This is a genomic window from Arthrobacter sp. E70, from assembly GCF_058266945.1.
This window is the reverse complement of sequence record NZ_JBYQFR010000003.1, coordinates 150,262-177,198: the sequence shown is the minus strand read 5'-3', so window position 1 is coordinate 177,198 and position 26,937 is coordinate 150,262. Positions and strand designations below refer to the sequence as shown.

Here is a 26,937-nt window from a genome sequence, read left to right as displayed (position 1 = left end):
TGGCGCCAGGACAGTACCCCGCCCGGAGCCGTACTCACCCGGAGCCGTACTCACCCAAACAGGACTGCGGCTTCCTGGTACCGGGCCTCCGGCACAGTCTTCAGGGCGCCAAGGGCCTGTTCCAGTCCGACGTTGACGATGTCCGTACCGCGGAGTGCGACCATGTCGCCCCATTTGCCGGCAGCCGCCGCTTGAACTGCGGCCAGGCCCAGCCGGGTGGCGAGGACCCTGTCGAAGGCGGTCGGCTCCCCGCCGCGCTGGATATGGCCGAGGATAGTGGCCCGGGTCTCGATCCCAGTCCGTTTCTGCAGCTCTTCTTCGAGGAACAGGCCAATTCCGCCGAGGCGTGGCCGGCCGAAGGTATCGAGCCCGCGCGGTGCATAAGGTGCAGCATGGCCGGCGGGTGCGAACGCTTCAGCCACCACCACCAGTGGTGCCCGGCCACGATCGCGGGCCGACAGTACCCAGGCGCAGACCTGCTCCAGGGAGACGGGATGTTCCGGTATCAGGATGGCGTGCGCGCCCGAGGCCATGCCGGCATGCAGTGCTATCCAGCCGGCGTTCCGGCCCATGACCTCGGCGATCATGCACCGGTGATGCGATTCACCGGTGGTCCGCAGCCGGTCGATGGCCTCCGTAGCCGTTTGCACCGCCGAATCGAACCCGAAGGTGTAGTCCGTCGCACCCAGGTCGTTGTCGATGGTTTTAGGCACGCCCACTACGTTGATGCCCCGGCTGTTCAGCTCCCGGGCGGCGGCCAGTGTCCCTTCACCACCGATGGCGATCAGGCCCTCCAGCTGGTTTCGGCGGAGGCTGGCGCGTACCGCTTCCACGCCGTCCCCAGCCATCGGATTGGTCCTGGACGTCCCCAGGATAGTGCCGCCCAGGCGTGAAATGCCGCGGACGCTGGTCCTGGGCAGGGGGACAACGTCCTGCTCCAGGACTCCGCGCCATCCGTCGCGGAAACCCAGGAACCCGTACCCGTGCGCCACCGTCCCGCCGAGGACTGCTCCCCGGATCACCGCGTTCACGCCGGGGCAGTCTCCTCCGCTGCTGAGGATCCCCAGCTGCCTCATGATGCTGCCACCCCCGGTGTGCGGGCAGCCAGCGGGACATGCCGGGCCTGTCCTGGCGGAAGGACCAGCGTGCTGCCATGGACGCGCACGTTAATGGGCCCGGCATTGCCGGGTGCCGATGCAATGTCCAGGTGCCCCTCGGTCAGGTGGATCTTCAGCTTGTGCCCCCTGTACAGCACTTCAAAGCCCACGGCGCGCAGGCCTGTGGGCAGGTTGGGGGCGAACAGGATGGTGTCACCGCTGAACCGCAGGCCCGCGAAGCTGCGCTGAACCACGTCAATGGTGCCGGCCATTGCGCCCAGGTGGATCCCCGTACGGGTGGTGCCGTGCTGGGTGTCGTCGAGGTCGGCGTCGAGCGCTTCCCTGAAACTGTCCCACGCACGGTCAGCGTCCACTGCCGCAAGGACGGATGCGTGGGCAACCCGGCTGAGGGTGGAGCCGTGGGCCGTCCGGGCCAGGTAATAATCGATGGTCCTGTTGAGCTGTTCCTGCGAGAACCCGTAACCCAGGCGCTGGAGAATACTGACCAGGCCTTCATGACCCAGCAGGTAGGGCAGCATCAGGACATCTGCCTGCTTGGCGAGCTTGTAGCTGTTGGTGCCGTCGCCTTCCGCTTCCAGGATCAGGTCCAGCCGTTCAATACTGCCGTAGGTGTTGCGGTAGCGTTCCCAGTCGAGCTCCCGCAGCTGCTCGTAGCCGTCAAACTGGCTGATGACCCCATCAGCGTGGATCGGGACGTACATCCTGGCGCCCAGGTGTTCCCATCCGGCCACTTCCACGTCCGTGGCTCCAAGGCGCTCCATAAGCCCGGCGCGTTCGCTTCCGTCAAGGAAGGCCATGATGCCTGACGCCTGGTCGCACACCCAGGCCGCCATCACATTGGTGTAGGCGTTGTCGTCGAGGCCCGGAGTCGCCCGGCCCGGATAGCCGGTGTGGTACTCGTCCGGCCCCACAACGCCTCGCAGGTGGTACCGGTCAGCTTTCGGATCGTACTCTGCGAGGGAGAAGAAGAACCGGGCGACGTCGATCACCAGTTCCGCCCCTTTTTGCAGGAGCCACAGCTTGTCACCGGTGGCCTGGAAGTACTGCCAGGCGTTGAAGGCGACCGCCAGACCCGAGTGCACTTGCAGGTGTGAGTGGTCCCGCACCCACCGCCCGGACCTGTCGTTGTACAGCCACTTCGGAGTCTCTTCGGTCCCGTCACTGCCGCTCTGCCAGGGAAACATGGCGCCGGACAGTCCCCTGAGCGCTGCCGCGTAGCGGGCCGCCGGGAGCCTGCGCCACCGGTACTCGATCAGTGAACGGGCCACGGCAGGGGTCCTGGAGGTGAGCAACGGCAGGACGAACAGCTCGTCCCAGAAGACGTGGCCGCGGTAGCCCTCGCCATGAAGGCCGCGCGCGGTGACGCCGGCGTCCAGTTCGGCGGTGTGGTGGCTCAGGGTCTGCAGGAGATGGAAGATGTGCAGGTTCAGGACCAGCCGGACTTGGACGGGTGCGTCAATATCCACCATGAACGGTTCCAGTTCCCGATGCCACGCCTCGTGGTGGGCGGACATCAGTTCCTCGAAGTCCCCGCCTGTGCGTGCCAGGACGGCCCGCGACGCTGTTTCCGGTGATGAAATGGCACGGTCGCGGGAGGTCACGACGGCGACCGTCTTGGTGATGCGCACGGGCAACCCATCGGTGAGCTGGATTGTGAAAGTCCGAAAATGGAGCGCTCCTTTCCTCCCGCCCTCCCCCGGGCCTGCGTCGGAGGAAATGCAGGTGCGTGATGCCGCGGCAATACGGATCAGGCTTTGGGTCGTCTCCGCCTCGACGACGAAAGTCCCATCCGGGCTGGTTCCAGGGCTGTCGCCCGTCCTGTCGGCGAGGTGCACGTCCGACCCCTGGGCCCGCTCGGGCAGGTTTGCATTCCGGACCCCGGCATTGATGCCACTGCGCACCTCGAGCGTTCCACTCCAGCCGTGGGCCGTGACGGTGGTTTCGAGGGCCAGCAGATGCGGTTCGGCCATGGACACAAACCGGGTCTGCAGCACTTCCATGCGTTGCCCATCGGCACTTTCGAGCAGCAGCCGGCGCTCCAACACTGCCCTTTTCAGGTCGAGGATGCGCCGCTCCCGGACGGCGGCAAGGCCTCCCTCGGACCACCACTGTTTGCCGGCCAGACGCATGTCCAAGGCCAGGCAGTCAGGGGCGTTGACCATGTGTTCTTCCATCAGCTCCTCGCCGGCCGATTTCGCCGTGACCCGGTTGTAGACGCCGGCCAGGTACATTCCTGCGTAGCTGAACGCTCCGCCTTCCGGAGCGGCTCCCCGGACGCCCATGTAGCCGTTGCCCAGTGTAGTCAGCGCCTCGCGGTGGCCTTCGTGGCCAGCGTCGAATCCTTCGTAGACGAGGTGCCAGGCATTGCCGATGACCTGTCCGAGGTCGAGCTCGCCCACATCGTTGAGCACCGTTCCCGCGCCGGCGGCCTCCAGTTGGCGGCGGCTGCCGGTGCGGTCGATTCCGACGACCAAGCCAAAGCCGCCGCGCCGTCCAGCCTCAACCCCCGCGGCAGAATCCTCGATGACCACCGCGTGCGCAGGTGGCACGCCCAGCCGTGACGCGGCTGCCAGGAACACGTCCGGAGCCGGCTTTCCCTGCAGGCCGAGCCCTGCCGCCGTCGTTCCATCCAACACGTCAGTAAAGAGGTTCCTGATGCCCGCGGCGTCCAGCACCCGCGGGGCGTTGCGGCTCGAGGTGACCACTGCAGTTGGAACTCCCGCGGCGGACAAGCGCTGCAGCAGTTGCAGTGTGCCCGGATACGGTTGAACGCCGTCGCGCTCCAAATGCCGGAGGAACATTTCGTTCTTCAGCGCACCGAGGCCGACCCCGGTCCATGTCCCGGCCTCGTCGGACTCGGCGCCCAGCTCGACGTGGACTCCCCTGGCGGCCAGGAAGTTCACCACTCCCTGCTCACGCGGCCGGCCGTCGATGAAAGTGAGGTAGTCCGAGCGCGTAAGGGGTGCGCGGTTGGCGCCGGCCGGTACACGGGGGTCGTGGAGGATGTGGTCGAAGGCGTCCTTCCAGGCGGCCTGGTGGACCAGCGCCGTATTGGTGACCACCCCGTCCAGATCGAAGATCACGGCGTCGAACGGCGGCTTGGCGGCAACTGCGGTGGGCGACCCGATCATAGGTCAGTGCTACCAGCACCGGGGTTGTTTTGGACAGGGCCGTAGGGCCTGCACACCCTGCCTTCCATGTCTGCCCTCACGTAGGTGCTGTCACTTGGGCCCGCTGCCGGCTGGATGCTCCACGTGGTTCCACCAGGTCAGCGGCGAGGTCACCGTGAACCGTCGGCCGGTCACGGAGGTGGGGACGACGCGCACGAAGTAGTCTTTGTCCCCGGCCTGCCAGGGAAACAGGGTGAGGCCGACGCCGGCCAGGAGTTCGTTTGAAGCTTCCAGTATGTCGGCCTTGCCTTTGATGAGGACGCTCCAGGCTTTGCGGCTGGCATCGTCCAGGCCGTCTGCTTCAAGCGCGACAGCGAGTGGACCTGCTGCGGCCCGGAGCTTGGTTCCTTCGCCCGTGCGAAACACCACAGATTGATGGTCCACCTTGTAGTTGACCGGGAAAACCTCGGGATAGCCGTCCACCAACACAGCGAGGTGGCCGACGGAGACCCGCCGAAGGAGGTCCCAGCAGGCCGCGGCGTCCAGTACTTCCGTGGGAGTTTGCGGTGGATCGTTGTGCATGGCCTTGAAGCTACAGCCTGCTACCGGGCTTCGCTAGGGGATTTAGGCCCGGACGGCCCTGCGGACCGGGCACAAAAAACACCACCAACGAAAAACACCCCGGTCCGAAGACCGGGGTGTTTCTGATGTCTCGACTCATCCGTAGTGGATGTGTCGACTCACCACAAATGTGGAGATGGGGGGAATTGAACCCCCGTCCGATGTCGTGTTGTCAGGGCTTCTCCGGGCGCAGTTTGCGTCGGATTTTCTCGGCCCCAGCCATGCTGCAAACAGCTGGCTGATCCGGGCCCAGTCACCTAAAAGTCCCGTCCACCCCGATGACGGGGGTAAACAGCAGTGGCTATCTAAATGACGCCAGGTACCGGGGCGATAGCATCCCCGGGCTGACGGACTGTCTTACTGCTTAGGCAGCAAGAGCGAAGTCAGTGCGCGTTTGTTTGGCACTTATTGTTTTGCAGACAGCGTTAACGAGATAATTCTGCATCCTCGGCCCGCTTCACCTGTCGCGACAAACACCGTCGAAACCGATCATCCCCATATTTTGTTACCAAACCGGCTGGCAAGCCTGCCGGACTACCAATACTAACGCATGCCGCAGGGAAATAATTCCTAGCGCCGCCGGTTGCGCTCGCGCATCTCCCGCTGGGCTTCGCGGTTGTCCTGCTGCTCGCGCAGCGTCTGCCGCTTGTCGTATTCACGCTTGCCCCGGGCCACGCCGATTTCGACCTTGGCACGGCCGTCAACGAAGTACAGCTGGAGCGGGACGATAGTGTAGCCGGACTCCCGGACCTTATGGGAGATCTTGATGAGCTCCTCGCGGTGCAGCAGCAGCTTGCGGCGGCGGCGGGCGGCGTGATTGGTCCAGCTGCCCTGGTTGTACTCGGGGATGTGGATGGCTTCCATCCACAGTTCGTCGTTGTAGAAGGTGCAGAATCCGTCCACCATTGACGCGTGGCCTTCACGCAGGGACTTCACTTCGGTGCCCATGAGCGCGATGCCGGCCTCGTAGGTGTCCAGTATGTGATAGTCATGCCGGGCCTTGCGGTTGGTGGCCACCACTTTACGGCCACTTTCTTTGGGCACGGGGAAACTCCTCAGGTTGACTTTGGATGTCCTCCACGCCATCGGCGCGGAGTCTTACCAGTCTACAGCGGGCGGTACGGCCTACAGCAGCCTCATGGGGTCGACGGCGGCGCCGTTCAGCCACGTTTCGAAGTGCGCGTGGCATCCTGTGGAGTTGCCGGTGTTGCCCGAGTAAGCGATCAGCTGGCCCTGGGACACCCTTTGCCCATTGGAGACCACGATGCTGGAGTTGTGGTAGTAGATCGTGGTCAGGGAGTTGCCCTCCACCACCCCGTGCGAGATCTTGACGCGCCATCCTCCGCCGTCCGCGGAGTTCCAGCCCGAGCTGAAGACTTCCCCAGCCGCTGCCGCGTACACGGGGGTTCCGCAGGCAGCGCCGAAGTCGATACCGGTATGCATGTAGCCGCCGGTTCCGTAGAAGTCGATCGTTCCCGGCGGAGTGGAACGGTACCCGAAGCCGGAGGTGATGGGAATGCTGCCATCGAAGGGGTGGCGCAGTCCGAAGGCCGACGGCGATCCGGTGCTGGGTACGAAGGGCTGGACGGGCGGGGCGGGACGGTTGGCGGCAGCCGCGGCAGCCGCGGCAGCTGCGGCGGCCGCTTCAGCCTGCCGGCGCTGCTCCGCTTCCCAGGCTTCGCGCAGTTTCCGGTCGCGTTCAGCGATCTCGTTGGCAACCTGGTTCTGGCTGGCTTGGACACCGGCCAGTTGCGCCTGGATGCCGGGCTTGGCTGCCTGGAGTTCTGCGTCCAGGCGCGTGGTGTCGGCAATCAACTGGTCGACCTGGGCCTTCTTGGCGGCCGCTTCGTCACGGGCGGCCTTTTCCCGCTCGAGGGCTGCGTCCGCCTTGGATTTAAGGTCCTTGATCTCCGCTTCCACGGCCTGCAGCCGGGCTTCCGAGTTGACGTTGGTGGCATTTTGCTGGGACAGCTTGTCCATGGCGGCGTTTTGGCTGCGCATCGCCTGGTCGGCGAGGTCCATGGTCTCGGTCAGGCTGCTGCCGGCGTTGGAGCCGAAGAAGAGTGACAGGTTGGAGGGCACGCCGCCGGACTTGTAGGCCTGGGTGGCGATCTGGCCGATCAGTTTCTTGGTGTCCGCGATCTTTTGCTTGTCCGTCTCAAGCTGCTGGGTGATCTTGGCTTTGTTCTGCTGTGCCATGTCCACACGGGCGGCAAGGGCTTCGACCTCCTTGACGGCGCTGGCAACACGCCCCTGGGCTTCGAGGAGCGCCTGCTGGGCTCCGGGCAGCTGGCCCTGGTAGATCACCAGGTCACCGGCCGCCTTCGCGATCCGGGAATCGACGAATTCCAGCGACTGCTGGACGCGCGCGGCCTCGGCTTCGAGGGCGGCCTGGCGGTCCTCGAGGTCGTCGGCGAACGCCACCGGCGTAGGCGCGGCGAGCCCTGCGGAAAGCATGACGGTGAGGACGCCGCTGATGATCCCCAAACGGCGGGCAGCCGCGCGCCCACGGCGGAGCCGGGGCTTCGGGGAGGCGTGATCAGTCAGGTTCATGGGCATTCCTTGGTCGGTTTGCATAGCCTAAACGCGCAAGTATCTACGTAAGGTCAAGAGAGACGAAATTCCTGCCAAGGATGCGCCAAGGATCAGCAGCGCCGGGGCGAGGATGAGCGTCTGGCCCGAGGAGATAAAGGCCGTGTCCGGGTACTGGCGGGACATGTAGTCGCCCAGGAAGAAGTGCGCCACCGCCCACAGGGTGCCGGAGGCCAGGGCTGCGCCGATGACGGCAGCGATGACGCCCTCCAGGATAAAGGGCAGCTGGATCACGGTCTTGGAGGCACCGACGAGGCGCATGATGCCGGTCTCCCGGCGCCTGCTGAAGGCGGAGAGCCTGATGGTGGTGGCAATCAGCAGGATGGCGCACACGATCATGACGCCGGCGATGCCGACTGCGACCAGGGAGGCCCCGTTCATCACCGAGAACAGCCTTTCGAGCAGCTGGCGCTGGTCGATGACAGTTTCAACGCCCGGCTGGGAGGAGAACGTCTCGCTGATGATCTGGTACTTCTCGGGGTCCTTCATGTTGATCCGGAAGGATGCCGGCAACTGGTCGGGGGTTACGGAGTCCACAATGGGCGAGTTCGAGAACTGGTCCTTGAAGTGCTTGTAGGCCTCTTCCTTGGACTCGAACTGGAAGTCGTTGATGTACTGCGCCACGGCCGGGGATTCCAACAGTGCGTTGAGGCTCTGTTGCTGCTCGGGGGTGACTGACCCTGTGGCGCAACCAGGCGCCGTCGAGCCTTCACTGCAGAGGAAGATCGCTACCTGGACCTTGTCGTACCAGTAGCCCTTCATCTGGTTGATCTGCATCTGAAGCATCCCGGCCGCGCCCACGAAGGTGAGGGACACGAAGGTCACCAGGATGACGGAGACCACCATGGACACGTTGCGGCGCAGGCCGCTGCCGATCTCGGAAAGGATGAATGCGAGCCTCATCGCTGTGCCCCGCCTTCCGCGCCTTCGCCCGGCAGGCCGTCGTCGTGCGCCTCCCTGCCGCTGGCGTCCTTCAGGCGCCGCGACTGGCCGACGACAGGAATCATCGATGTGTAAAGGGCCTTGGCCTCGTCGCGGATGACCACGCCGTTCTTCAGCTCCACCACGCGTTTGCGCATCTCGTTGACGATGTCGTCATCGTGGGTCGCCATGACGACGGTGGTTCCGTTCTGGTTGATCTTGTCCAGGACGCCCATGATCCCCATGGATGTGGTGGGGTCCAGGTTTCCGGTGGGCTCGTCAGCCAGGAGGATTCCGGGGCGGTTCACCACCGCGCGGGCGATGGCCACCCGCTGCTGCTCGCCGCCGGACAGCTCGTGCGGCATGCGGTGTTCCTTGCCCTCCAGGCCTACCGTCTTCAGGACCTCAGGCACGGTGTCGCGGATGACGCTGCGGCTCTTGCCGATGACCTGCATGGCGAAGGCCACGTTGGCGAACACGTTCTTCTGGGGCAGGAGTCGGAAGTCCTGGAAGACGACGCCGATGCCGCGGCGCAGGCGCGGGACGCGCCAGCTGGAGATCTTGGCGACGTTCTGGCCGGCAACGTAAACGGCGCCGGAGGTGGCGCGGTCTTCCTTGAGCACCAGGCGCAGGAAGGTGGACTTGCCGGAGCCGGAGGCGCCCACCAGGAAGGCGAATTCGCCGCGGTCAATCTCAAGGTTGACGGAGTCCAGCGCAGGCCGGGCTGTCTGGTCGTAGACCTTGGTGACATTTTCGAATCGAATCATGGCCCTAAGTACCCTGCAGGGCATGGCTGATTCTTTTGGATGCAGCCCAGTTCTGCAGCCGGGGCACGGGTGTTCGCTTGGGGGAAGTGGGCCCCGGCCCCTTGACTATACTCAGGACCGCCCGCGGTTTGGCAGGCTATCGGGGGCGTGTCGCGGGATGGCCGTTGCCGGCGCCTGCCTCCGGCTTATTTTTCGGCGTTACGGTTATCGGTGCGCCAGCGGATGCCGGCGTCGATGAAGTCGTCGATTTCGCCGTCGAACACTGCCGCCGTGTTGCCTACTTCGTGTTCGGTGCGCAGGTCCTTGACCATTTGGTACGGGTTCAGCACGTAGGAGCGCATCTGGTCGCCCCAGGAGGCCTTGACGTCCCCGGCGAGCGCCTTTTTCTCCGCGTCTTCCTGTTCCTTCTTGAGGAGCAGGAGGCGGGACTGGAGTACACGCATGGCTGCGGCACGGTTCTGAAGCTGGGATTTCTCGTTCTGCATCGAAACCACGGTGCCGGTGGGAATGTGGGTCAGCCGGACTGCGGAGTCGGTGGTGTTGACGGACTGGCCGCCGGGACCGGAGGAACGGAACACGTCCACCCTGATTTCGTTGTCCGGAATGTCGATGCTGTCCGTCTGTTCGATCAGCGGGATCACTTCAACGGCTGCGAACGAGGTCTGGCGGCGGCCCTGGTTGTCGAAGGGGCTGATCCTGACCAGACGGTGGGTTCCGGCTTCCACACTGAGGGTGCCATAGGCGTAGGGCGCCTTGACTTCGAAGGTGGCCGATTTCAGGCCGGCCTCTTCCGCGTAGGAGGTGTCCATGACGGTGGTGGGGTATCCGTGGCGCTCCGCCCAGCGCAGGTACATGCGCAGGAGCATCTCGGCGAAGTCCGCTGCGTCCACGCCGCCGGCGCCCGCGCGGATGGAGACCACGGCTTCACGTTCGTCATACTCACCGGACAGCAGGGTGACGACTTCCAGGTCCTTGAGGGCCTTCCTGATCGACTCGAGTTCGGCGGCGGCCTCCCCCATGGAGTCGGCGTCGTCCTCGTCCTGGCCCAGTTCCACCAGGACTTCGAGGTCATCGATCCGTGACGCCAGGTTTGTGAGGCGTTCCAGCTCGGACTGGCGATGGGAGAGCCGTGACGTGATCTTTTGAGCGGCTGAGGGATCGTCCCAGAGGTCCGGCTCCCCTGCCCGTTCGCTGAGTTCGGCGATGTCTTCCTTGAGAGCCTCCACGTCGGTAACGCGTTCGATGGACTCGTAGGTGGCGCGGAGCGCGCGGATTTCAGCGGAAAAATCAATATTGGCCATGGTCGTTTAAGCCTACGCTATCGGGGCTGATGGCCTTGCTCGGCCCGTTAACAGGGCCCGGGTCCGGCCGATCAGAATCTGAGGGGGTGGTTCCCCCGTGGGGTTCAGCGGGTCAGGCGTGAGCGGGCCGTCGAGGTCGCCTCGATGCGGATTCCATCAGGAACCAGGAAGTTCACCACTGGCGGGTGCACGGCCGCCGTCAGGACCACGACGGCGGTTGAGCCGTCGGGTGTGCCCGTCGCCCCTGATACCGCCAGGCCGGAGAAGCGGCGGGCGGCAGGGCTCTGGGCTATGAAGTCGGCAGCCACGTTCCTGACCCGTGCAGGGTTGAGAACGGCCGAGGGCGTTCCACCCCTCGAATCAACTTCGCCGAGGGTGTAGCTGTCCGCTGCGGCAAGGGATGCCCCGTCCGCCAGGGACAGGAGACGCTTGTGCTCAAGGTATACGGCCGAGATCCCCATTACCACCGTGGCCACCAGGAGGGCCAGGGCCACGTAGCCGAGGATCATGACCGTTATCTGTCCGCCTTCGTCGGCCGCCCCGGGTCTCACTTGTAGCGTCCCACCAGTTGCGTGGACGCGGCCTCCACCTGCGTGGCAGTGAGTCCATCAGCGAACGGCACGAAGGGAAGGGCTACGCCCAGCCGGACGGTGACGGTCACAGCTGCGCCGGCCGCCTGGCAGTCGGTCTTGCTGCACGTCAAGGCCATGGTGGCTTTCTCTGCGGGGTGACCGAAATCCGCGAGGGCGAGTGCCACCGCCTCCTCGGCAGCTGCCTGGGCCGCGGAGGCATCGGGTTGGGCAACGTAGACCTTGGCTGCCTGGTCCGCTGCCCCGACAACGGCGAACGACGCGCCTTGGATCTGTCCCACGGTGATGATGAAGTACACCACGGGCACCATTAGCAGGAGGGCCAGGAACGTAAACTCCACCACTGCACTCCCCCGTTCACGTGTGTGCGCAGTCAAAGGGCCCAGGCGTCTCTGCTGCGGGGTGCCGGCGCACCGTGGACGCTCAGCGTCCCCGGCACGGATCCTCGGCCGCTGGAGGCAGAGTGCCTCGCTCAGACGGGCGTGGAAGCGTATTAACATGTCATCCTTGAATAGCCGCATGTCCTGTCACCTCCAGCACGCCGCGGGGCCCAATGAGTCCGATGACCGGCAGTGGCGCCCTGACTGTGACTTCCAGGACGCGCATGCCCTGCAGGTCCGCTTCGCTGGTACTGACATCCTCGGCAAAGCTGTTATTCAGGGCAGTTCCGATAAGGCTGCGGGTCCGTTCCAAGGCGTCGGAAGCGTCCCGGTCTGCAAGGGTGCCGTAGCGGGCGCCTGAGGCGGCAGCATCGATCAGGGTGTTGCGGACGTGCAGGACCAGTGTCAACTGGATGACCGCGAGGAAGAACATGGTCAGCAGGCCACCCACCAAGACAAAGTCCACCACAGCCGAGCCCCGTTCCCCCGCCCGGGACAGCACCGGGGGTACCGGTGGCGGCGTCGCGGTGGGCTTGCCCATGAGTCAGCCTCCCACCTTGTCCATCGCCTGGTTGAACATGGTTTCAAGGGCTGGGCCGGCGAGCGCCAGCAGGGCCGCCACCAGGACCGCTGACATGAGGGTAATCATCACCCAGCCAGGGACGTCACCGCGCTCCGGGTGGTCGTCGCCCCCGCGCCCTGCAGCCAAGGGCCACCTGCGGCCGTTGGTGCGTGCTGACTGGACCGGCAGGAGCGCTGCAAGGCCAACGACGAACATCGTGCAGCGGGCTACCATTATTTTCAATTTTTTGACCTCTTCCTTGGTTCCTGCGGTGGGATGGGCGCGGATGCGTGGTGTTCCGCCTGTTTCAAAAGCCCAGATTGATCGCGGCAATACCGGGAAAGACCGCAAAAACCACGGTCAGCGGGAGTACGCCAAAAACAAGTGGCACCATCATCGCTATTTCTTTCTTGCCCGCGGCCTCCATGAGGTCGCGTTTGGCAGTGTCACGGACGTCCTGGGCCTGCGCACGGAGCACGTCGGCAAGCGGCGTGCCCCGTTCCACGGCGACAATGATGCCGTCCACGAACCTGGCCAGGGGCGCAAGATCGGTTCGTGCGGAGAACTCCTGCAGCGCGAGAACCAACGGCTTGCCTGCCCGTGTTTCCGCAAGGATTTTCGAGAACTCCTTGGAGAGCTCTCCCTTCGCGCTCCGGCATACCCTGTCGAGGGCGCCGGTGGCACTTTCTCCTGCGCTGACGGCCAGCGCCATCAATTCGGCCAGGCTGGGAAATTCTGCCATCATGCGTGCTTCGCGGCGGCGGACCTGGACCCCGAGCCAGTAGTCGCGCAGAACAAAGCCCGCGCCTGCGCATCCAACGATGGCCGCTGCAGCAAGGAGCGGGTTGAAGCGGCCGCCGGCGGCACCCAGCAGGATCACAGTAAGGGACGCGACAAAGCCGCCCGCGGCCCACAGCAGCTGTTCTGCCCGGAAGTCAATGGCTGACTTGTTGATCCCGGCCTGTGCCAGCCGGCGTTCCGTTGCCCCCGGTGATGGATTCAACCGCCCCAGAGCGGCAAGCCAATCGTGGAGTACCGGCCGAAGAATCTTCCCGAGCGGCCCGAAAGGTGCGGCGCTCTGCTCGCCCGCGCGCAGTAGCCGCGATTCGAGGTTCTGGGACTTGAGTTGGGGTTCGATGCGATCTGCCAGCGTAGTTGCCCGCATCGGCGGCGACCGGAAGATAACAAGCCACAAACCAATGCCAAAGGCAACTCCACACAGTACTCCCGCCGGGGAGATCGGGGTCATCGGAGCACCCTTTCGTCCTGGGGAAGGGCACCAATCCGCAACATGATCGTGTAGCAGATCAGCGACACCACCAGCCCGCCCAGCAGGACTGCCGCGCCGAGGGGCGTGTTGTAGGCCTGGATCGCCTCCGGCCTCGTCGCGAGGAGGATCAGCACGATCCAGGGAGCCGCGACGGCCAGCCGCGCGGCATTGATAGTCCATGACTGGCGTGCTTCAAGTTCGCTGCGTGTGCGGGCGTTTTCACGAAGGAATTCGGCCAGGGTGCCCAGCAGCCTGCCAAGGTCAGATCCGCCTACCTCCCGGGTTAACCGCAGTGCTTCGATGATGCGGTCCGCAACGGGGTCGGCAAGCCTGTGTTTCAGCTGGTTCAGGGAGCCGTCGAACTGGCCGCCGGCCCGGTAGTCGGCGCCGAACTCGCGAAAGACAGGACGCAATTCCTCCGGTCCCTTCTCGCCCAGCTGTATGAGGGCCTCGGGCAAAGGCAGGCCTGCGCGAATCGCCGATCGGAGGTGATCGACGACGTCCGGCCACAGCTGTCGAAGCATGGCACGCCGCTTCTTCGCCCGCCAGCGGAGCAGGGCAATGGGCAGCCAGCCTGCAAAGAGGCCAAAGCAGGCTGCAATGGGCCACGACCGGCTCAGCGCGAAGACGACCAGCGCCACGAAAAGGGCCAGCCCGAGGCAGGTTCCAACCAAGCCGGTGGTTGAGACTCTGTCGACGCCTGCCACCGCCAGAAGGTCGGACAGGCGGCTGGGTCTGCGTTCCCGGTGTTCCTTGTCAGTGGTTTCCCAGCACGACCACCAAATGAGGAAAAGCCCCGCCCCGGTGGTCGCACCGAGCAGCGCGGATATCATCGCGGGTCCAGGAGCGCAGCGACGTCGTACCCCGCTCTGGAGAATTTCTCGGCCGCGGGCATGGAGTTGGCGCGCGGCCGCAAGGTGCCGTTGTCCGCGGCGAAGACCAGGGATGATTCGATGATTCCGTTTTCCACCCTGCGGCCCAGCGAGAGGATTTCCGTGACCTGCCGCCGTCCATCGGCCTGCCGGCTGCAGTGCACCACCAGATCGATGCACGAAGCCACGGTAGGGACGACGAAGGCACTGGAAATGTTGTCCCCCGCAAGCAGCGGAAGCGTGCAGATCTTCGTGACAGCGTCGTGGGCCGAATTCGCGTGGACCGTGCACATGCCCGGCAATCCCGAGTTCAGGGCAATGAGCATGTCCAGGCTCTCGGCTTCGCGGACCTCCCCCACCACCAGGCGGTCGGGACGCATCCGCAAGGCCTCCTTGACCAGGCGCCTAAGCGGAATTTCACCCTCGCCTTCAAGGTTCGGCTGGCGGCACTGCAGGCCGACGACGTCACGCAAAGGAAACTGCAGTTCGAAAATCTCCTCTACGGTGATGACGCGTTCCCGGCTACCGATACTGGCAGCAAGGCAATTCAACATTGTCGTCTTGCCGGCCTGCGTTGCGCCGGAAACGAGGATGTTGAGGCCGCTCGACACTGCCGCGCCCAGGAACCGGGCAGCCTGTGGTGTCAGTGTGCCCAGTTCAACGAGGTGCTCGAGCCTGCTCGCCTTGACCACGAACTTCCTGATGTTGACTGCCCAGTGGCGGCGGGTCACGTCGGGAATGACCACGTGGAGCCTGGAACCGTCGGGCAGCGCAGCGTCCACAAAAGGCGACGACATGTCCAGGCGTCGGCCTGAGCTCTTCAGCATGCGCTCCACGAGGTCGCGTACCTGCTGCTCGGACAGGCTCAGGGAGGTGAGCTCCGACTCGCCGTTCCGGGCGACATAGATTTCGTTGGGAGCATTGAGCCAGATCTCTTCAATCGAAGGATCGTCGAGCAGCGGCTGCAGTACTCCGAACCCTGCTACTGCATCAAAGAGGAACCGGCGGGCGGCGTCCAGGGGGCCGAGGGGCGGCAGCGGTCCCAGGAGGGCACGCTCGTCGTAGTCAGTGACCGCTGCTTCCACCAGCCGGCGAACCTCGCCTGCCTGCCGCAATGGATCAAGGCCGCGGCGGCGGATAAGTTCGCGGACCTCGTCCTCAACGATTCCCAGCGCATCCATATGTTCCCCCAGACAACTGCCGCCCCCGGCGGAGGCAGTACGACTGGCAACAGCCTAGGGAGACTGCCCGGCCTTAACAAGTCAATCCTGCGAAGCTGTGGACAAAGAGGCCAAAACTGATGACACGCGGTTCTGAGTACAAAGACCGCGGACCCTAGTAGCCAGCACCAGGTAAGTGGGGTACCCACTACCCGTGCCCGGGCAGTTGCACCCGGGGTTAATGGTCAGCGGGGGCACCAGCTTCCTGTGGGGCCTGGATGCGGCAGCGTTGGGGCTGAGAGTTTAAGGAGAATCGTGAAGATACGGACGAGACGCTCCCTGAGCCAAGGACTCGCAACAGTCCTTTTGCTTGCGGCTCTTGGGGCGGGAGCCGGGACGCCGGCACATGCGGCGACCGCGCTGGACTACGGCACACCCAGTATCAGTTATACCGGGGCCACCAATCCTCCCACCGCCGATAAGCCGGAGAGCAAGCTCTGGTGGAATGACGGCGCATGGTGGGCCGACATGTGGACCAGCGGCAGCGGGTGGCACATCTATAAGCTTGACCGCGCGAACCAAAAGTGGGTGGACACCGGCGTTCCCATCGACAGCCGCGCAAATACCCTCGCCGATACCCTCTGGGACGGGACGCACCTCTACATCGCATCCCATGTAGTGACCGCATCCTCCGAGACCGTGACCGAACCATCCCTCGCCAACCAGCCGGCCAAGCTCTACCGGTACAGCTACGCCAACGGAACGTACAAGCTGGACAGCGGATTCCCCGCTACGATCGCTACCAAGAGCAGCGAGTCAATGACCATTGACAAGGACAGCACAGGCGTTGTCTGGGCCACTTGGACGGAGGTCAACGCAACGGCGACAGGCAGCTACACCAGCAGCGTCATGGTGAACAATTCGGGGCCTGATGGGGCAAGCTGGGGGACTCCCTTCGTTCTTCCAGTCAACAACGTGCACCCGGCAGTGGACGACATTTCTGCAGTAGTGGCATTCAACAAGAAGCAGATCGGGATCATGTGGTCCGACCAGACCACGGGCTCGGTCTGGTGGGCTACGCGCACCGACGGCACGTCGCCCACCATCTGGAAATCCCAGCCGGCAGTGCAAAGCAAGGGCATCGCCGACGACCATCTGAACCTCAAGTCACTGCAGGCAGACCCTGCCGGCAGGGTCTACGCGGCGGTGAAGACAAGCCTCGACGAGACCACCGCGGACATGACGCAGCCCCAGCTGCAGTTGCTGGTGTTCAAGCCGGGCACGGGAGCGTTTTCCAAGCCCACCACCATCTCGACTCTTGCCGACTGCCAGACACGGCCGCAAATTGTGCTGGATCCGGATAACAACAAGATCCATGCCTTCCAGACTGGTCCGTCCACCAACGTCAGCGGGTGCCCCTACGCCGGAGTTTCGGGCAGCATCTATGAGAAGACCGCTGACATGGACAACCCTGTGTTCGGGTCCGGCCGCGGGACGCCGATTATCCAGAACGGCTCTTCGGCCACCGTCAATAATCCGACCACCACCAAGCAGCCCGTCACCAGCGCCAGCGGCATCGTGGTGCTGGCCAGCGACGACACGGCCAAGCGGTACTGGTTCGCTGACCTGGCTGTAAAGAGCTCCCTCCCGTATCCGGTGCAGGGTCCCATCGGAGACAAGTACGCCGAGGTCTCCGGGATCGTGGGGCTTCCCGTAGCCAATGAGGTCACGAACCAGCGGTTCGGCGGCTCGTACCAGGAGTTCGAGCACGGAATCATCGCTTACCTGCCCGCCTCGGGCGCCTTCGCGGTTGTCAATGGCATCAACACGACGTGGAAGGGCAGCGGCGCGCAGGACGGCGATCTTGGCTATCCGACGTCGGATGAATATTCACCGATGGCCGGTGGTGTGATGCAGGACTTCCAGTTCGGAAAGATCTCCTGGAACGCGGCCACCGGGTCCCGGATCACGAAGGGCGGCATCGGGGCCACGTGGGACAACGCCGGCGGCCCGCTCAGCGGCCTCGGCTACCCCACCACGGACGAGTATGCACCGATTCCCGGCGGCGTCATGCAGGGCTTCCAGTACGGCAAGATCTCCTGGAACGCCGCGACCGGCTCACACATCACCAAGGGCGGCATCGGCGCCACGTGGGACAACGCCGGCGGCCCGGCCAGCGGCCTGGGCTACCCCACCACGGACGAGTATGGGACTGCCAACGGAGGCGTAACGCAGGCTTTCCAGTACGGGCAGATTGTTTGGTCACCGGCTACGGGCTCGCACATTATCAAGGGCGGCATCGGCCAGACATGGATCAACGCCGGGGGCCCGAACAGCGGGCTCGGCTACCCGACGTCGGACGAAATTGGCGGGCTTGTCTCCGGGGGTGCCAAGCAGTACTTCCAAGGCGGAGAAGTCGTCTGGTCTCCCACTACTGGCGCACGCATAGTTACTGGCGGTATCAGGTCCTCGTGGGTCAGCCTCGGTTCCGAGCGGGGCCGCCTCGGCTACCCGACCACGGCAGAGTACTCCGCAGGCGGAGGTGCGTACGCCCAGGACTTCCAAGGCGGGCGCATCACCTGGCGCTCGGGCAGCGTAAGCGTGGCGTACGCCTAGCGGCACAGTTGCAGCAGCCTGAACAGGTTGGCCCCGGACGTTGGCAACGTCCGGGGCCAATTACTGGAAAAGCTCAGTCATAAATCGAGACACTAACCGCAGAATCGGGCAAACCCTAGCGAATAGAAATTCCTACAGCATAATGAGCTAGGCGTCGAGTCACGACGCATGGACGCAATATTTTCATGGGGGAAACATGGCACGTTTTCGTGCGAGGCTGGCTGCCCTCGCAGTCGTTGGATCGTTGGCGCTGGGCGGAGTTTTTGCCGCATCGGCTTCCGCCTACAGTTATGCCGTCGGGGGCGCCATCGGCGCCAAGTACTACGCACTGGGCGGTACGAGTTCACCGCTGGGTTCTCCTACCAGCTCCGAATGGGCCGTAGACGGTGGGGCAATACAAAACTTCCAGTTTGGCCGGATTTTCTGGTCGCCGATTGGCGGGGCACATCCGCTGTGGGGCGCAATCAACAACAAGTGGTACGTGGGCCACGACGCTGGCTACCCCATCCGGGATGAAGAAGCATTGGGCGGGGGCGCTATCGCCCAGCACTTCACGAACGGAACCATGTACTACACGCCCCAGATCGGCCTCCACTACATTGGTGCCGGCATTCGTGAAGCGTGGTGGAACAAGGGCGGTCAAACAGGAGTAGCAGGCTACCCGATATCAGACGAAAGCTACTGGTACGCCGGGGGCGCCGTTCAGGCCTTCCAAGGTGGAACTTTCTACTTCACTCCCCAGTACGGCACCCGTCTGCTGCAGGGGGCTATCCGCTGGGAATACGAAAACAGCGGTGGTTACTTCTATATGGGACGTCCCGTAACTGACGAATACTCTGTAAATGCGACGACCCGGGCACAGCGCTTTGAAGACGGGATCATTTACTGGTCCAACGGCAGGCTCTGGACGCAGCGGTACTAACTCGTCGGCTCACAACTTGACTGGCCCGGCCCCTCCAGGGGGCCGGGCCTTCATGCTTCTAGGCAGGAAGGCCTCCAGGCATCCGGAGGTTACCGCGAGTCACCGCTAAGGGCCGGAATCACGCCAGTAACAACTGAATCACTAGTCCCATATGTAACTCGGATGCTATGGTAGGCGCACAATTTACCGATCCACCGACTGCCGGATCCTGTTCCTGGGGGAACCGCCCGAGCAGCAACCTAATGAGCGCCTGTGAAGCGCCACATTGTCTCCGGAGCAAAAATGAAGCGGAACCCGTCTCAGTCCCGTCGCCCCGCAATGAAGTCCTTGGGGATAGCGCTGCTGGCAGTCAGTTTGTTGGCAGGGCCGGGCGCAGCGTTGGCTGTGGAACCCTCCCCCGCAACCCCAACGACGCAGCCCACTCCATCGCCCTCCTCCGCAGCTGAACCTGCTCCGACGCCGTCGGCCTCTCAAAGCACAGCCGGCGCACCGCAACCGAGCGGCGCCGCAACTCAAACCGCGTTGCCCTCGGCGAGCCCCACCGCGCAAGCGCAACAGTCCATGGCTGAAGCCATCGGACCTGGAGGGGCAGAAATGGGTCAGCGCTCAGCACGCGTGGCCGCCCAGAGCCAGACGCCCAAGACCAGCGCGGAGACGCTCACTGGCCAGGGCACCTGGACGCCGACTTTCGGGGTGCAGGGACTTGACGTCAGCGGCCACCAGACGAGCGTCGACTGGCAGCAGCAGTGGAACATGGGTGCCAGGTTCGCGTACGTGAAGGCTTCCGAAGGTAACTACTTCACCAACAACCTCTTCAACTCCCAGTACCAGGGCGCACGCAACGTGGGGATGATCCGGGGCGCCTACCACTTTGCAATCCCCAACTGGTCCTCCGGGGCGGACCAGGCACGGTACTTCGTTCAGAATGGGGGCGGCTGGTCAGCCGACGGCTACACCATGCCCCCCGTTCTCGACTTCGAATTCAATCCCTACGAAGGCAGGACCATCAACGGTTTCTACTTCGGGAACACCTGTTACAACATGTCCCCGGGTCAGCTGTCTTCGTGGGTCCAGGACTTCGGCAACACCGTTCGGGCACTGACCGGCCGTTTGCCTGTGATCTACACAAATACAAGCTGGTGGAACCAGTGCCTGGGAAACCCTTCGGGCTTCGGTGATTACCCGCTGTGGATTGCTGCATATCCCGGCTCACCCACGAACAACGCGGGCCCGGTTCCTTCAGGCAGCTGGGGGACCTACAGCATCTGGCAGTACAGCAGCACCGGTCCGTTCGCCGGTGACTCGAATGTATGGAACGGGGACTACTCGTCCCTCCAGCGTTTTGCGCTGGCCGGCGACAACATTGAAGCCGCCTTCAACCAGGAATACCAATCCTCCAAGTCGTGGATTGGGAACCCCTGGGGCCCGATCGCCTGTGGGTTGGTCAACAATGGCTGCTACCAGATCTACCAAGGCGGAACGATCCAGTGGTCTCCAGCTACGGGCGCACACGCGATACGCGAAGGCGCAATCCGGGGCACTTACCAGCGATCCGGATCTGAAAACGGGCTATTGGGTTATCCGGTCGTGGGGCCTGAAATCTGCGGCCTGAAGGGTGGCGGGTGTTACCAGATGTTCCAAGGAGGCGCCATCATCTGGAGCTCCGGCACCGGCGCCCAGATCAGTCCCGCAGGCCCGATCCGGGACCGTTATGCGGCCATGGGCTTTGAAAACGGCGTCCTGGGTTATCCCGCTTCGGGCCAGGTATGCGGATACGCAGCGTCCGGTTGTGTGCAGATGTTCCAAGGAGGAGACATCTACTCCTCGCCCGCATCAGGTGCTTATGCCGTCACTGCCGGCGCAATCCGTGCAAACTTCCAGCGGCTTGGTTCGGAGAATGGCCAGACCGGTTATCCGGTCAGCAATGAGGTGTGCGGCTTGAAGAACGGTGGCTGCTACCAGTTCTTCCAGGGCGGATCCATGATCTGGTCCTCCGCCACAGGAGCACACTTCAGCCCCTTCGGATCCATCCGGTACGTGTGGGCGACCCAGAACTTCGAAAACGGCTGGCTCGGATACCCCTACACCGACGAATACTGCAACGCTAACAGCGAGTGCCGGCAGGACTTCCAGGGAGGGTCACTGATCTGGACTCCAACTACGGGCGTCAGCGTATACCGCCGCTAACAGCGGCAGCACTGACGCCGTTGCGGCGGTGCAGATGAACTGCTCCCCGGAAATTACGCTGAAACCTCAGAGTAATTTCCGGGGGAGCAGTTTTTTCCGTTTAGGCACCAGCTTCCAACCTGACAACGTCTGGTTTGTTGATCCTTTGGGGTTCGGCGTCAAGCGGTCGTTGCAGCACGTGAGCTTTAGCAGTTGCAGTTGGGGCAATGCGGTCTTCGGGCGCCCTTCCCTGGAACGCTGCCAGAGCTGATCTGATGTCCGTGGCATACGTGCAGAACGTAGTACACCGACGTTGCTCCGGCCTCAGAACGGAGCCACACGGCGTAAAAGGCCGTGTACGGCTATCGTGCGGCTAACCGTGCCCGCGGGTCAGAATATTCTGCACCCTTTGTACGATCCCGGGTCCAAGCGTCTTACTGAAAGTCGCCGTAATGTGTGACTCATCGCGATATACAACGATATGGTTCACGACCATGGGGCAACGATCACCCTGGCAGTATGCTTCATCAAAGCGCAAAAGCGGTACCCCTGCTGTTGCGGCGGCATCGACCAGATGGTCCGGCAGCGCAAATGCGCTGGATTTGTCCGTTCCGCACTCCTCTGCCTTTTTAAGGTCATCACGAGCACTTATGAGACACTCCCGGGTACTGGCATCCGGCCTCGGATTATCAGCAATTACCACGACCTGTACGCCAGCATCAATGACGGGCTTCCATGCGGTGACGTAATCCTGCACAGCTTGCCCATACGGCTGTGCCGCGTAGGCATGCCTAGCCGCCGTAGTGATCACGAGGTCGTAGTGTCCATTAAGGAGATGCTCTTGTATGTCCGCTCTGGCGGCCCTGCACTGGTTGTCGACAGAAACCGTCCACTGGCATCCCCACCCAACATACGTGTCAAGCCGCCAATCCACATCATCTAACTCCGGGACTAGACCTGGAATCAGCATCGCGGCGTGAGAGTCACCAACCAATGCGACATTCAAGTGCGCGTCTTTCGACCCATAGCTGCAGCTTTTCATGCCTTTGTTCTGGTCAATCCAGCAGTCGAAAGACTTACCGATGTCGGCATCCAATTCTCCACTTTTCGGAAGAATTGCATCATCGGGGACAGAATTTTCACAGCTCCTCCCTGCCGACAGAGCCGGCCCGGCACCGAGGCAGCCCTTGCTGAATGCCTCTTCGATCTGTGTTTTCTGGCCTGAATCCTTAGTAAAAGCACTGGCAGCAACTGCCCCAGTCACAGCAACAACCACAGCCATCGCTGCTGCACCTGAAATATAGGTCCAAGAGGGGTGGCGCCGTACGAGAAGATTATTATTCCGAAGGGGATCTTCGATTAATTTCCGGGTTACAACAGCAAGGGCGAAACTGAGGAGCAGTATGACTATTTGCCACTGCCAACCTATTCGCGCATTAAGGATATGGGGCAGTATGACTATAAGGGGCCAGTGCCAAAGGTAGGCCGAATACGAGTTGTTGCCAATGAACTGCAATGGTTCAGCACTGAAGAGCCTGCCAGCCAGAGTGTTCTCATCAACTGCAACCGCCCAAATCACTGCCGCCGTTCCAGCGACAGGAACCACTGCTGCATAGCCTGGAAACGCCATTGTGTCAGTGAAGAGGACGGCAGAGAACAAAATGAGAAACAACCCGAGCCACGCTATCGGGTTTTTCAGTCGCGCTGGCGCAGCGGACCACTTTGGTGGCAAGCACGCCAGTAGACTGCCCACCCCAAACTCCCAGGCGCGTGTTGTGGTGGCGAAGTAGGCACCTGAAGGATCCTCAGCTGTTTCGAGGATGCAGTATGCCAACGAGCATCCCGTTACGAGGATGAAAACAGAGTTCGTCAGCAGCTGTTTCCGGCTGTGAGAGGCACTAGAAAACGCACGCCATGCCAGTATGACAAGCAACGGCCAGACCAGGTAGAACTGCTCTTCCACCGAAAGGGACCAAAAATGTTCGACTGGCGAGGCTATATTGTCCCGCGCAAGGTAGTCGACGGCATCCCAGCGCAGTCGCCAGTTCTGGAAATAAAGCGTAGACGCGACGAACTCGCTGAGGAACTGCTTCCAGAAGTATTCGGGCACAAAGAGGACAGTGGCTGCCAGGGAAGTGGCGATGACAACCAGACTTGCTGGAAGCAACCGCCGCGCGCGCCTGGCCCAAAAGCTACCCAGTCTGACAGAACCCGTCTTGCGCGCTTCACGCAAGAGCTGGGAAGTGATCAGGAACCCGGAGATTACAAAGAAGATGTCTACGCCGACATAACCACCCCTGATACTTGAAGGCCAAAGGTGGTACAAGATAACTGCCATGACCGCGAGTGCACGAAGAGCTTGGATATCCGGTCGAATGCCCAAAGTGAGGCGGGTCTCGCTGGCTACTAGGGTTGACATAGGAGAAGTACGAATCCTGAGCTAATTGTTGTTCTTATTCGGGTGATGCTCCGCAGGGCTGTTGGGCGACAGTTCCAGAAACCAGACCCAAGGTGATTCCGCGGCTGTGTCACTACCTGATGGAGGGGTCGCCAATCAACTGGCCAAGTAAGTCTTGATTTGCGGGGTCAACGATGATGCGAATCTCAGGATCCTCAAGTTTGAGCGCGGCGACAACCGACGGCAATCCTTCCACACCCGACCAAAGCGGTAGCAAGTGCGGCATCAGCTTCGCCGAAGACTTCTCCGTGTAGGTCCCCGTTAATGCGTCGTACCACTGAAAGGCCAGTATCGCGTCAAAGTCTTTCCCGTAGGTTGTGAGATAGGCGGCAGGTGCACCGCCGTTTGATTCGACGGCATTGAGCAGAGCAACGACGTGCGCCGGCACCGGACCTTCCAGTGTCTTACGTTCCCTCTCAAGCTCGAGGGCCGAAGTGGAGCTAGGGGTTAATCCAACTTCTCTTGCATCGAATGTCAGTCCGAAGCATTGAGTCGCCCCAGCTGCCAGGAGTACCGCAGCGACAGGTCTCGACCACGACTGCTTCGGCTGCTCACGAGGCTTCGAATGGAAGTAGGCGACGACGCAAAGCGCCAGCACGACCAACGCTATGAGTTCCAGGGCAAGAATCAACTTGATGGAGTAGTAGGACAACGCGCCTGATTTCGAAATCTGGGCAGCCGCCATAACTACAAGCACAGCGAGTCCGGCCACGAGTGTCCAAATGGAAGCCGCGGACCTGGCAATTTGTCGGACTGAAAGCGTTGAAACCCGACTCGTCACCGTTGAGCGGATCATGAGACTGGTCGCGAGCGCTGCCATAAGGAGCGCACTGACGACACCGAAGTCGGGGAGAGGGACTCCCCCGACAGCATAAAGCACGTCGTTTGCAGAGATAGACGACAACTGCTTAATTGCTGGAATAAGGGCAAGTATCCCGAGGAATACGATCAGTGCAGCAGTGACATATTGGAGCCCCGAGGCGATCCACCGCCGACGAGTCAATGGAAAAAGAATGACCAGGCAAGCACCGACGAGAAGAGTCCCCAGAAGAACCCAGTTGTGCACCACACCCACGGCGGCCGCGATCGAGGCCAACATAAGGACAGGCTGGGAAAAAATCCGAACCTGAAGCAGCATCAGCACCAGGAACGCGGCAACAAGGGCCGCTGCAACGTAAAAGTTTTGAAAGCCATGCATAGTAGCGGCAGCTCCGGGTCCGTAGATCCATCCTGCAGCAACGAAAATAACTACAGGGGCAGCCATACTAAACCTGCGCCGGAACATGGGAATGGAGCAGAGTGCTGCAGCCACCAGGCTGGCCACGAGGGTGGAGACAACAGCGCTAATGATGGTGTACGAGACGAGTTCCCCTTCAAGGTCAGCAGCCAGCGGGCCTTTCACCAGTTCGCTCAGTAACGTCACGGCTGCGTGATAGCCCTGCGGATAGTTGTGAAACTGCCAGGCGCTGCCATCAGGCGAAGCGCCCAAAGCGCCGATAATCCTGCCATGGGTCCTCAGCATGTAATACATGTCAAAGTGAGAGGCATTGTCCCAGTTCATGGTCAGAAGCGTCAGTGCATCGAGGGATGTCCGGGCCCTGAAGAAGTTGATAAGGGAGCCGGCGGACAAGACAGCAGCGATCACCGGCAGGGAGTCAATGGCCCGAACCTCGGGAACCATCTGTCGAATTCGTGATCGCTTGTTGGCACCGTATGCAACCCAGGCCCCTAGAGCGCCCGCAATGGACGCCAACAAGGCCGTGCCCCTACCCATGGTGGTGATGGGAAACGGAAGCCACCACAGGACGGGAGCGAGGCCAAAAAGGAAAACTAAAGCCAAAAGGATCCGCCGGGAAAGATAACGAGAGGTTGGTACTGCCAGCACCAACAGTCCCGTACCGATGAGGACAGCAAACCCGCCGGGCCCCACCGCCACACGGCCTGCTACTACAAGCACGAAAATCGCGAGGCCCACGCTGATGGCCGCAATGCCCCTTTGCATCTTCGATGGTCCGGACGGCAAAGGGCCGGATGAACTGGATCGGCGGGCGACTCGCGCGCTGCGTCTCATAGGTTCAACTGCAGTGAGAGTGCCGGCTGTTTCACCCCAACGGCTCACCTCGAGCTCACCGGAGTAATGGCACCCAACTGGTCCTGCTTCAGGTTCCCATTCGCCTCATTGGGAATTGATTCAGGGTCCGAGGCAGGAAAGCTGATCCTTGCTTTGCGTACCCTGTTCATCACCGGCTGCTCTACAAAAAACCAACTGGCGAATGCTAATAGAGCAGTTATTGCCGTCGAAGCCACCATGTACGGACCCAGGCCGAATTTCTGCACGCCAAACACAGCCAGCAATTGCTGAACCGGGAAAGCGTAGATATAAAGACCGTACGAGATATCATTTCGATGGATAAACTCAGGGCTTGGTAGCCATGACGAAATCCAGAGAAAGGCATATGCCACGAAAGCTCCACATGCCTGGCCGCCCCAGCTTGGGAAAGCGGAAACGATGATCAAAGAGGCAGCAATAGCGAGACCGCCCCCGATCCAATGCAGGCCAATTTTGTTGCGCCACAAAAATACCGCCGAGCCCCCAAGAAAAAAGGGCAAGAGACGCATGAGGAGGACAAAATCAAAGTTCTGACCCACGTACACTCCGATTTGCTCAATGTTCGCTTGAACAATGACGCTTGCCACGAATGCAACAGTTATGGGCCAGGGAGACTTTCTGAACATTGCAAAAAGCCCCAGTGCAGCAATAATCAGATAACAAATGAACTCATAATATAGAGACCACAGCGATCCATTCCACGCGCCAGGATAAGGAACGTTATAGGGCCCGCCAGAAATATCCGCCAGCTGCATCTTCAAAAACATGTTCGAGTATAGATAGTTCAAAGGCGTCGTGGCAGTTGAGAAATAGCCCCTCAACGTGCCCTTGGCAGCTAGAAACCCTATTGGAGCAATGACTGCCACCATGAATACTAGGCAGACCAGGAATGCCGGCATAATCCTGGCAATGCGGTGCACCAAATAGTCTCCAAGCCGGTTGCTGAACCGACTTCCTGTGATGAGATAACCGCTGATGCTGAAGAAACCAGCAACCGCCCAACCTCCCAGCCATTCTCCTGCGAACGCGGGCCCCCCGCCAAGGCCCATCAGTGGCCAGCAATGGTGGACGAGGACGGCGAGAGCCAGAACGAGTCTGATGAGATTGAGGCTATTCTTCCGCGGATTGAGCTTGTATCCGAACCACAATCCTTGTCTGTAAATACTGCTCGGCATGTAGGCTCCGTGGAATTTGGGGTTTAAGACCTGTCCATCTTACCGGCGGACGTTGGGAGTTCCGTCCAAGCGGCGGACCAGTAAAGTGCAGACACTTGGGTTTCCCGCACCGTAGGCGACAACACGGAGGTAGCAACTTCAGGGCTGCAAGCAACCGAGGCTCCGGCAATGGTCGTTCAGCCAACATCCCGGACGACGCTGTGTCATTGGCATCGATGCGCATCCG

At 62.1% G+C, this 26,937-nt stretch carries 21 protein-coding genes and 1 other RNA gene; 3 read left to right on the top strand and 19 right to left on the bottom strand.

From position 1 onward, the window contains the following. Positions 1 to 50 precede the first annotated feature (50 nt). From AC3IMC_RS04670 to AC3IMC_RS04595, 16 genes are all read right to left on the bottom strand, one after another. The gene (locus tag AC3IMC_RS04670) at positions 51 to 1,076 is read right to left on the bottom strand and encodes an ATP-dependent 6-phosphofructokinase (protein WP_490917251.1); all 1,026 of its coding nucleotides are present in this window, start codon (positions 1,074 to 1,076) and stop codon (positions 51 to 53) included. Beyond that, entirely contained in the window at positions 1,073 to 4,249 is a 3,177-nt protein-coding gene (locus tag AC3IMC_RS04665; RefSeq protein ID WP_490917250.1) for an HAD-IA family hydrolase, read from the bottom strand. Before AC3IMC_RS04665 ends, AC3IMC_RS04670 begins: the two co-directional genes overlap by 4 nt. Positions 4,250 to 4,339: 90 nt before the next feature. Then, a complete protein-coding gene (locus tag AC3IMC_RS04660) occupies positions 4,340 to 4,810 on the bottom strand; it encodes a pyridoxamine 5'-phosphate oxidase family protein (protein ID WP_490917249.1) in 471 nt (156 codons plus the stop codon). Positions 4,811 to 4,977: 167 nt separating this feature from the next. Next, positions 4,978 to 5,346: a transfer-messenger RNA gene (gene ssrA / locus AC3IMC_RS04655) on the bottom strand. 73 nt (positions 5,347 to 5,419) lie between these two features. After that, a complete protein-coding gene (gene smpB / locus AC3IMC_RS04650; RefSeq protein WP_490917248.1) occupies positions 5,420 to 5,893 on the bottom strand; it encodes an SsrA-binding protein SmpB in 474 nt (157 codons plus the stop codon). An 81-nt stretch (positions 5,894 to 5,974) separates the two neighbouring features. After that, on the bottom strand, positions 5,975 to 7,402 hold the full coding sequence (locus tag AC3IMC_RS04645; RefSeq protein ID WP_490917247.1) for a peptidoglycan DD-metalloendopeptidase family protein: 1,428 nt from the start codon (positions 7,400 to 7,402) through the stop codon (positions 5,975 to 5,977). 27 nt (positions 7,403 to 7,429) lie between these two features. After that, a complete protein-coding gene (gene ftsX / locus AC3IMC_RS04640; protein ID WP_221386727.1) occupies positions 7,430 to 8,344 on the bottom strand; it encodes a permease-like cell division protein FtsX in 915 nt (304 codons plus the stop codon). Continuing rightward, entirely contained in the window at positions 8,341 to 9,129 is a 789-nt protein-coding gene (gene ftsE / locus AC3IMC_RS04635; RefSeq protein WP_490917246.1) for a cell division ATP-binding protein FtsE, read from the bottom strand. The genes ftsX and ftsE overlap by 4 nt, the downstream gene beginning before the upstream one ends. Positions 9,130 to 9,314: 185 nt before the next feature. Further along, a complete protein-coding gene (prfB, locus tag AC3IMC_RS04630; RefSeq protein ID WP_454486169.1) occupies positions 9,315 to 10,430 on the bottom strand; it encodes a peptide chain release factor 2 in 1,116 nt (371 codons plus the stop codon). A gap of 104 nt (positions 10,431 to 10,534) precedes the next feature. Beyond that, entirely contained in the window at positions 10,535 to 10,939 is a 405-nt protein-coding gene (locus tag AC3IMC_RS04625) for a pilus assembly protein TadG-related protein (protein WP_490917245.1), read from the bottom strand. Positions 10,940 to 10,977: 38 nt separating this feature from the next. After that, a complete protein-coding gene (locus tag AC3IMC_RS04620) occupies positions 10,978 to 11,361 on the bottom strand; it encodes a hypothetical protein (RefSeq protein WP_490917244.1) in 384 nt (127 codons plus the stop codon). Between the two features lie 160 nt (positions 11,362 to 11,521). Continuing rightward, positions 11,522 to 11,941: a TadE family protein gene (locus tag AC3IMC_RS04615; RefSeq protein WP_490917243.1), complete on the bottom strand. Its 420-nt coding sequence runs from the start codon at positions 11,939 to 11,941 to the stop codon at positions 11,522 to 11,524. Between the two features lie 3 nt (positions 11,942 to 11,944). After that, entirely contained in the window at positions 11,945 to 12,205 is a 261-nt protein-coding gene (locus AC3IMC_RS04610; RefSeq protein ID WP_490917242.1) for a hypothetical protein, read from the bottom strand. A 64-nt stretch (positions 12,206 to 12,269) separates the two neighbouring features. Next, positions 12,270 to 13,211, bottom strand: coding sequence for a type II secretion system F family protein (locus tag AC3IMC_RS04605; RefSeq protein ID WP_490917241.1), 942 nt, complete (start codon positions 13,209 to 13,211; stop codon positions 12,270 to 12,272). After that, entirely contained in the window at positions 13,208 to 14,065 is an 858-nt protein-coding gene (locus AC3IMC_RS04600; RefSeq protein WP_490917240.1) for a type II secretion system F family protein, read from the bottom strand. Before AC3IMC_RS04600 ends, AC3IMC_RS04605 begins: the two co-directional genes overlap by 4 nt. Further along, positions 14,062 to 15,285, bottom strand: coding sequence for a TadA family conjugal transfer-associated ATPase (locus AC3IMC_RS04595; RefSeq protein WP_490917239.1), 1,224 nt, complete (start codon positions 15,283 to 15,285; stop codon positions 14,062 to 14,064). Before AC3IMC_RS04595 ends, AC3IMC_RS04600 begins: the two co-directional genes overlap by 4 nt. Positions 15,286 to 15,579: 294 nt before the next feature. On the opposite strand from AC3IMC_RS04595, the gene AC3IMC_RS04590 reads away from it, so the two are divergent. The 3 genes from AC3IMC_RS04590 (at position 15,580) to AC3IMC_RS04580 (ending at position 20,989) form a co-directional block, all read left to right on the top strand. Beyond that, a complete protein-coding gene (locus AC3IMC_RS04590; RefSeq protein ID WP_490917238.1) occupies positions 15,580 to 17,880 on the top strand; it encodes a hypothetical protein in 2,301 nt (766 codons plus the stop codon). Between the two features lie 196 nt (positions 17,881 to 18,076). After that, on the top strand, positions 18,077 to 18,802 hold the full coding sequence (locus AC3IMC_RS04585; protein ID WP_490917237.1) for an LGFP repeat-containing protein: 726 nt from the start codon (positions 18,077 to 18,079) through the stop codon (positions 18,800 to 18,802). Between the two features lie 282 nt (positions 18,803 to 19,084). Beyond that, on the top strand, positions 19,085 to 20,989 hold the full coding sequence (locus AC3IMC_RS04580) for a GH25 family lysozyme (protein ID WP_490917236.1): 1,905 nt from the start codon (positions 19,085 to 19,087) through the stop codon (positions 20,987 to 20,989). A 352-nt stretch (positions 20,990 to 21,341) separates the two neighbouring features. Here AC3IMC_RS04580 and AC3IMC_RS04575 read toward each other — a convergent pair whose 3' ends face one another. From AC3IMC_RS04575 to AC3IMC_RS04565, 3 genes are all read right to left on the bottom strand, one after another. Then, positions 21,342 to 23,387, bottom strand: coding sequence for an acyltransferase family protein (locus AC3IMC_RS04575; RefSeq protein WP_490917235.1), 2,046 nt, complete (start codon positions 23,385 to 23,387; stop codon positions 21,342 to 21,344). Between the two features lie 112 nt (positions 23,388 to 23,499). After that, positions 23,500 to 25,428: a hypothetical protein gene (locus AC3IMC_RS04570; protein ID WP_490917234.1), complete on the bottom strand. Its 1,929-nt coding sequence runs from the start codon at positions 25,426 to 25,428 to the stop codon at positions 23,500 to 23,502. Between the two features lie 113 nt (positions 25,429 to 25,541). Further along, positions 25,542 to 26,711, bottom strand: a complete 1,170-nt coding sequence (locus AC3IMC_RS04565) for an acyltransferase family protein (protein ID WP_490917233.1) — start codon at positions 26,709 to 26,711, stop codon at positions 25,542 to 25,544. Positions 26,712 to 26,937 lie beyond the last annotated feature (226 nt).

What these genes read in the sequence shown, in the direction of transcription:
- AC3IMC_RS04660 (WP_490917249.1), bottom strand. Translation starts at nt 4,810, where the DNA reads ATGCACAACGATCCACCGCAAACTCCCACGGAAGTACTGGACGCCGCG.
- AC3IMC_RS04565 (WP_490917233.1), bottom strand. Translation starts at nt 26,711, where the DNA reads ATGCCGAGCAGTATTTACAGACAAGGATTGTGGTTCGGATACAAGCTC.
- AC3IMC_RS04595 (WP_490917239.1), bottom strand. Translation starts at nt 15,285, where the DNA reads ATGGATGCGCTGGGAATCGTTGAGGACGAGGTCCGCGAACTTATCCGC.
- AC3IMC_RS04615 (WP_490917243.1), bottom strand. Translation starts at nt 11,941, where the DNA reads ATGGGCAAGCCCACCGCGACGCCGCCACCGGTACCCCCGGTGCTGTCC.
- AC3IMC_RS04575 (WP_490917235.1), bottom strand. Translation starts at nt 23,387, where the DNA reads ATGTCAACCCTAGTAGCCAGCGAGACCCGCCTCACTTTGGGCATTCGA.
- AC3IMC_RS04585 (WP_490917237.1), top strand. Translation starts at nt 18,077, where the DNA reads ATGGCACGTTTTCGTGCGAGGCTGGCTGCCCTCGCAGTCGTTGGATCG.
- ftsX (WP_221386727.1), bottom strand. Translation starts at nt 8,344, where the DNA reads ATGAGGCTCGCATTCATCCTTTCCGAGATCGGCAGCGGCCTGCGCCGC.
- ftsE (WP_490917246.1), bottom strand. Translation starts at nt 9,129, where the DNA reads ATGATTCGATTCGAAAATGTCACCAAGGTCTACGACCAGACAGCCCGG.
- AC3IMC_RS04570 (WP_490917234.1), bottom strand. Translation starts at nt 25,428, where the DNA reads ATGCAAAGGGGCATTGCGGCCATCAGCGTGGGCCTCGCGATTTTCGTG.
- AC3IMC_RS04670 (WP_490917251.1), bottom strand. Translation starts at nt 1,076, where the DNA reads ATGAGGCAGCTGGGGATCCTCAGCAGCGGAGGAGACTGCCCCGGCGTG.
- AC3IMC_RS04600 (WP_490917240.1), bottom strand. Translation starts at nt 14,065, where the DNA reads ATGATATCCGCGCTGCTCGGTGCGACCACCGGGGCGGGGCTTTTCCTC.
- prfB (WP_454486169.1), bottom strand. Translation starts at nt 10,430, where the DNA reads ATGGCCAATATTGATTTTTCCGCTGAAATCCGCGCGCTCCGCGCCACC.
- AC3IMC_RS04580 (WP_490917236.1), top strand. Translation starts at nt 19,085, where the DNA reads ATGAAGCGGAACCCGTCTCAGTCCCGTCGCCCCGCAATGAAGTCCTTG.
- AC3IMC_RS04665 (WP_490917250.1), bottom strand. Translation starts at nt 4,249, where the DNA reads ATGATCGGGTCGCCCACCGCAGTTGCCGCCAAGCCGCCGTTCGACGCC.
- AC3IMC_RS04645 (WP_490917247.1), bottom strand. Translation starts at nt 7,402, where the DNA reads ATGAACCTGACTGATCACGCCTCCCCGAAGCCCCGGCTCCGCCGTGGG.
- AC3IMC_RS04605 (WP_490917241.1), bottom strand. Translation starts at nt 13,211, where the DNA reads ATGACCCCGATCTCCCCGGCGGGAGTACTGTGTGGAGTTGCCTTTGGC.
- AC3IMC_RS04625 (WP_490917245.1), bottom strand. Translation starts at nt 10,939, where the DNA reads ATGATCCTCGGCTACGTGGCCCTGGCCCTCCTGGTGGCCACGGTGGTA.